The sequence below is a fragment of the Protofrankia sp. CiP1_Cm_nod3 genome (assembly GCF_982290655.1).
The window spans coordinates 8,784-14,294 of sequence record NZ_CEVIVD010000131.1; the positions used below are offsets into that span (position 1 = coordinate 8,784).

A 5,511-nucleotide genomic window follows, 5' to 3' on the forward strand; every position below is an offset into this window, starting at 1 on the left:
GCCTGCCGCACGACGGCCGCATCCCGCGCAGATGCGTCGATCGGGTTTATCAGGGTCAGTAGTCCAAGTGCCCGCAAGGTAAGTGCGGTATCCGTTCGTGACACCTCATGGATGAAGCCGTGGGCTGCGAAGTTGCGGTAGTTCCGCCCGCGTAAAGTTAGGAAAGTGCCGAGGAAGCGCGCCCAATCGAGGTCCAGAGCTTGAGCCTCTAGTGTTCGCAACAGGAACTCCAACGGTGGGAATTTGCCGGGCGACTTCCCCTGCTCAACGTTGTATAGCGGCTCGTCGATCAGAAGCAAGAGGCCACGAGCGGCGGCTTCGATCTTCGGAATGGCCAAGTGAACGCTGGCATCAAGTTCACCCATCCAGAACAACCGCAAGGCGGTCGCAAGCGACTTTCCGAGCCGCGGATCGCAGCCGAATTGGCCGGAGAAAAAGATCTCAAGCTCAGCCTGGGTTGGCGTACCGTAAGTAGCCGAGATCCGTTCCAAAGCGGAGGCAAGCATCCCGCCGTCTACCATCGCGTTGATCTCCTCACCATGGACGATCTCGCGACCAAGCTGGGAGTCATCATCTGCGGCTATGGTGCTCTGAGGTAGGCCATGCGTGCCAAACACCACGGTAGGCAATATTCTCCGGATCACGGAGTCGGTTAGCCGTTCCCGTACGGCTAGCTCATTGTTGGAGAAGCGGCCGGTTGGCGGGTCGGTCTCCAGCCACATCCCGATCGCATGGCGCCAGTCCGGTGCTTCGTCAAAGATCCGGAGCCGCTGCTCAACGATGTCCGGCGGGAGTTTGACGGAGAACGGATGCCTAATCCATTCCAGGTCTTCGGGGCGGATCGCCTGCATCGCGGCTCTCGCTCGATCTTCGATATCCTTCACGCCGAGCCGTCGCGCCACGACGGCCGCGTCTTGGAGGAGGCCCATGCGCGGCAGATTCTCAGAGGTCTCCTCGGCTGCCGAGAGGTACACCTCTGCCTCGGCCCGATTGACAGCCTCCTTGCGCTGATCGTCCGTTGCGTATAAACGCACCAGATTCGCAACTTGAGTAGCCAGATAGGATCGTGACCGGTACCGGGCGAACGCGAGGTCGAGAAGGCGATCTACATCAGGATCGCGAACTGTCGAGCGTGCTGGCGAGTGAGCAAGCGCCGTCAGCAGCGGAAGTACAACTCCTGCCGTCTCGCCCTCAGCCGTGGCGAGTTCGTTCGTGATCAGGCGCTTCATGGCCTCGATGACGTCGACTTCCAGAGCGGCGAGTCCAACCTTCCTGGAAAGTGTCCACGCCCGCACAAGGCCGACCGACTGATCCAGCCGGTGGAGTCCGCTGTCGACAAGTTCCAGGTGCGCCTGCACGGCTTGCTCGGCGTTGTCCCGGCCGTTACCCAGACGCCCTGCGGCGAACCGAAGATCGAATAGCAGCGAGCGGGCGGCCGGATGCGTGACCTCCGTAGAGAGCGATACCCAGAGCTGACGTACGTCATCACTGGCGCTACGTATCGCGGGCGGCCAGGAGAAGCCACGCGGCTGGTTCAGTGGCTCCAGTTCGGCGTCTGGAGACCCGGCCTTCCCACGGTCGAGCTGGATGCGGTAGCCAAATGTTTCTGACAGCGTCCGCACCGCCGTAGCGCCCACGGTCGGTGCCACGGTTGGCGCCAGCCCGGCGATCCGACGCTGGATCTCGTGCCGGGCGCCGGGCGGTTCGCAGGCTGCATCGGCCAACGCGACCAAGTAGTCAACGATCGAGGGGTCGTGCCGATACGGTTCCCGCTCGGCCATCGGCTGTGCCTCGTTGTCGGCCCCCTCGGGGGTCGCACTGGGCCCTTCGTTCTGCGGCGGCGCTGCCGTCAGATCATCCACCGTTCAACGATAGGCGCCCGGCTGAGCATGGTCGTGATCGATCCTATCCCGTTGACCGATCAGCTCGTCGGCGCCCGCAGCCCCCGCACCAGCTCTCCCGGATCGATCTTCAGTGCGCCGGCGAGCTTGAGGATGTTGTGCAAGCTGATGTTCCGCCGGCCACGCTCGACCTGACCCACGAAGGTCCAGTGCAGCCCGCACTCGTCGGCCAGCTGCTCCTGGCTCAAGCCCAGCTCATGCCGCTGGGCACGCACCCGTTCGCCGAACGTCTGGGCAGCTGGTGAGAGCGGTGGGGTCGCCATGTCGACCCAAGCCCATACGTCTAGCGCCTCTGTATCCAGAGTGCATACATCCCATGCATATACGTCCTATGACTTCGCATCTAGTCTGGGTCTCGTCCCGGTGACTGTCGGGATGGGCGGGCCGCCAGCGTTGCCGGCCGAGCCGCAGCAGCGTGAGTGTGCGGAGGTGATCGCGATGACCAAGCTTCGTGGAGGCGAGGGCGGCGGCGGAGGCACCTGACCGTTCCGTATGCCGAAGGCGCGGTGCCCTGGGTCCACCCGGAGCGCCGCGCCTTCTGTGCTGACAAGCAAGATCAGTCCGTGATAAACTGATCTTGTAACTATGACCCCGCTCCAACGCCTCTACCGCACCAAGCTCACCCTCCTGGCCGTGATCCTCACGGCGCTCGGCGTGGCGTTGCTGATCTTGGGTCAACAGACCAGCCTCGCGGCTGTCGCGCCGTGGCTGGCGTGGCTCCCACTGTCCGAACTCGGTTCGACGCTCTTCGGTAGCGGCCTGATCGTCGTGGCCTTCGAGTACATCAACGAACGCGACGCGGACGAGCGGGCCAACGAACGCCTCCGCAAGGTGTTCAAGGAAGAGGCGCCCGCCATCCGCGACGCCGTGATCGACGGGTTCGCGTTCGCACCCGATGCGCTGACCAACGTGGCGTCACCCGAGACGCTTGACCACGTGATCCGCAACACGCTCGCCATCCAGCTCGGCGACCAGGCGCTCGCCGAGGATGTGTACGCGGATATACAAGCCCAGTTGCTCCGTACCCGCGAGCGCCACGAGGACGAACGGATCACCGTCAGCCTTGCGCCATGGGACAAGGGATCGGCGACTGGCGAGGGCTCCATGTTCGTGGCCACCGTGCGGCGTGAGTACACCGCCCAAGGCGTGCAACCGGTGGTGCGCTTCGAATGCGTGTCCGACATGGCCGAGTACCGGGACTTGGCCGAGGACCCGGGCGGCACGAGAGCCTGGTACTTCCAGCCGGTCGGAGGGTTGGATGCCGCTTCACCCGAGGTGTTCGAGCTACTCCAGTTCACCGTTGACGATCGGCCGCGGCCGATCCGCCGGAGCAAACGCTCCGGCGCACAGTCCTTTACCGTGAGCTTGGGGCGTCCGGCTGACGTCGAACGCACGGCAGCGATTTCCTACACTTACCGGGTGCTGGTCAAACAGCACGGACACTTGCCCTACCTCGATGTCGCCGCTCCGACCAAAGGCATCGAGGTCGACCTGACCTACGGCGGGTGTGACATCCGGTACGTCAGCGTCCTGGACTTCATCGCCGGCTCGCACCCGACGCGCGTCTCCCGCAGCCCGGAGGGCACCGATCCGCCATCCGCCGGCGTCCGCTACGACGGGTGGGTTTTCCCGAAGAGCAGTGTGGCCTTCGCCTGGGTGCTGGAGTGGGAGCTGGCGGCCCACCACTGACTATGCGCGGCCCCGTGCGCTGACGTGTCATGCCCGTATCTGGCCGAGCCCACCAGCACCAGACCGTATTCGTAACACATCCCGCACGAATTCCAGCAGCCCGCTGTGACGCCGGAAGAAGACGTTGCCGAGGGCGGTAGCGACTTGCATCTCGTTAAACGCATGTACGCCGCTTTCGTCCGCGGTACCTTCAGAGAGCTGACTCTGGCCGTCGAGCGTCAACCGGGCTTGTAGTTCAGGTCCAAGTGGCAGCAGCATGTGCGTCGCACTACTTTGGCCGAATTCCCATACGGCGCCGTAAAGGCGGCTTCGCTCGTCGTGGAAGATAATCGGCGAGTCGCCGATCAGGAACTCGCCTCGCCCCGGCCGTAGCAGTTGGAGGCTCGCAAACGGCAACCACATGCAGTATTGGATGAACTTGATCTGGACTTGGAGTCGAGCCTGCATTGCCGGCCCTTGCTCGGCCTCCCATTGGCGCAGGAACTCTTCATGAATCTCGCGGAGAGCGGATGGGCCAGCCGGAAATAGGTTGTATCGCCGGAAGAACTCCCGTGACAGTGCGGCGACGTACCGAGGGTCGGTCAACGCGCGGGAACGAGACTGCGCAAAAACCTCCTGAGTCGTTTCCTCGTGGATCGCCATATACCGTTGGTTCCGTGCGGCATGTAAGGCGACGATGTTCAGGATCAGGGCCACACGCTCGGGGCTGGCTAGTGCTGTTCCGTTGTCGGCTGCTTTCAGGGTCGCGGGCAGTTGGTTTTCAACGACTTTCCAGAGTTGCTCAGCCGTGGCCGTGGAGTAGGTTAGAAAGTTCGTCTTTACTGCGCGGCTATCGGGACCGGTACGTTTCGGTGCCGAACGCGGGTACTTGACGTTGAACCGCTCCAGGTAAACATTCAGCTGGTTTGAAGATCTTGCTGTAGGTGGTGGTTCGGGCATGGCGGCGGGCCGCGCCGGTGGTCGGCGCGGCTGGATCAGGTGGGCGGTTCGGTCAGGCGGGCACGGCGACGGGTGGCGGCATCCAGGGCGTGCCGTGGAACGCGAGGCGCAGCGCGTGCATCGCGGACATGCCGTGCTTGCGGGCGGTGGACAGGTAGCTGGCGATCTGGAGGCGGCAGGCAGTCGCGGCCTCGGAGGTGAGCCGACCGCTGATCTTCTGCTGCGTCCTGAACGGCCGTAGGTCGCGCTCGCTCGCATTGTTCGTCGGCCACACGTCGAGATCGAAGACGAACCGGAGCACGTCGGGCTGCCGGTCACGCAGGCACTCGAGCAGGCAGCGCCCGACCGGCTGCTTCGCACCCTTCCCGGCCGCGGGGATGTCCCGGAGGCCGACGCGGACCGCGCCGCGGTACTCGGCGATCAGCGGGTCGCGCAGTTCGGCGGGGACCTCGCCCAGCCCGGCCGCGCGGGCGAGGTTGGCCTGGTGGACCAGGCCGCGTAGCGCCTCCTGAAGCTGGACCGGCCACACCTGGTCCGGGTAGGTCTCGACGGCGTCCTGGATGTCGCGCAGCAAGTGGCTGACGCACAACTGGTGGAGGAAGCCGACGAACTCCTCGCAGTCGTAGAGGGCGTAACGGTCGTGGACGACGACCCCGAGCATCCGGCCGAGCAGGAACAGCCGGAAGCTGGCCTTGTCCCGCCGTCCCAGCATGAACAGCGTGAACAGCAGCGTCGACGCGGAGAGCACGTAGCGTTTCTCGCCCTTCGGGCCGACCTTCAGCGGCGTCTCGTCGAACCCGACGACCTTCTCGGACGCGATCCGCTGTTCGATCGCGTCGACCGCCTCGGCGACCGCGTCCGCGCCCAGCGCCAGCAGCGAATGCAGCCAGCCGGTCGAGACCTCCACCCCACACAGCTCGACGATCCCCTCCTGGGTCCGTTCGACCGGGAGGTGCTGGCGGACCAGGAAGTACAGCGCGAC

At 64.6% G+C, this 5,511-nt stretch carries 5 protein-coding genes; 1 reads left to right on the forward strand and 4 read right to left on the reverse strand.

From position 1 onward, the window contains the following. Together AC5LUJ_RS19480 and AC5LUJ_RS19485 are read right to left on the reverse strand one after the other, a co-directional pair. Positions 1 to 1,862: hypothetical protein (locus AC5LUJ_RS19480; RefSeq protein ID WP_493465449.1), on the reverse strand; the 1,862-nt coding region annotated here is incomplete at its 3' end. A 59-nt stretch (positions 1,863 to 1,921) separates the two neighbouring features. Next, the gene (locus AC5LUJ_RS19485; RefSeq protein WP_493465450.1) at positions 1,922 to 2,164 is read right to left on the reverse strand and encodes a helix-turn-helix domain-containing protein; all 243 of its coding nucleotides are present in this window, start codon (positions 2,162 to 2,164) and stop codon (positions 1,922 to 1,924) included. 322 nt (positions 2,165 to 2,486) lie between these two features. Between AC5LUJ_RS19485 and AC5LUJ_RS19490 the strand changes: the two genes are divergently transcribed. After that, on the forward strand, positions 2,487 to 3,590 hold the full coding sequence (locus AC5LUJ_RS19490; RefSeq protein ID WP_493465451.1) for a hypothetical protein: 1,104 nt from the start codon (positions 2,487 to 2,489) through the stop codon (positions 3,588 to 3,590). Between the two features lie 27 nt (positions 3,591 to 3,617). On the opposite strand, the gene AC5LUJ_RS19495 is transcribed toward AC5LUJ_RS19490, so the two are convergent. Both AC5LUJ_RS19495 and AC5LUJ_RS19500 read right to left on the reverse strand, forming a co-directional pair. Beyond that, positions 3,618 to 4,529 carry a DUF4238 domain-containing protein gene (locus AC5LUJ_RS19495; RefSeq protein ID WP_493465452.1) on the reverse strand — a complete coding sequence of 304 codons (912 nt, stop codon included), beginning with the start codon at positions 4,527 to 4,529 and terminating at the stop codon, positions 3,618 to 3,620. Positions 4,530 to 4,581: 52 nt separating this feature from the next. Beyond that, the coding region (locus AC5LUJ_RS19500) for an IS66 family transposase (RefSeq protein WP_493465453.1) at positions 4,582 to 5,511 on the reverse strand (930 nt) is incomplete at its 5' end.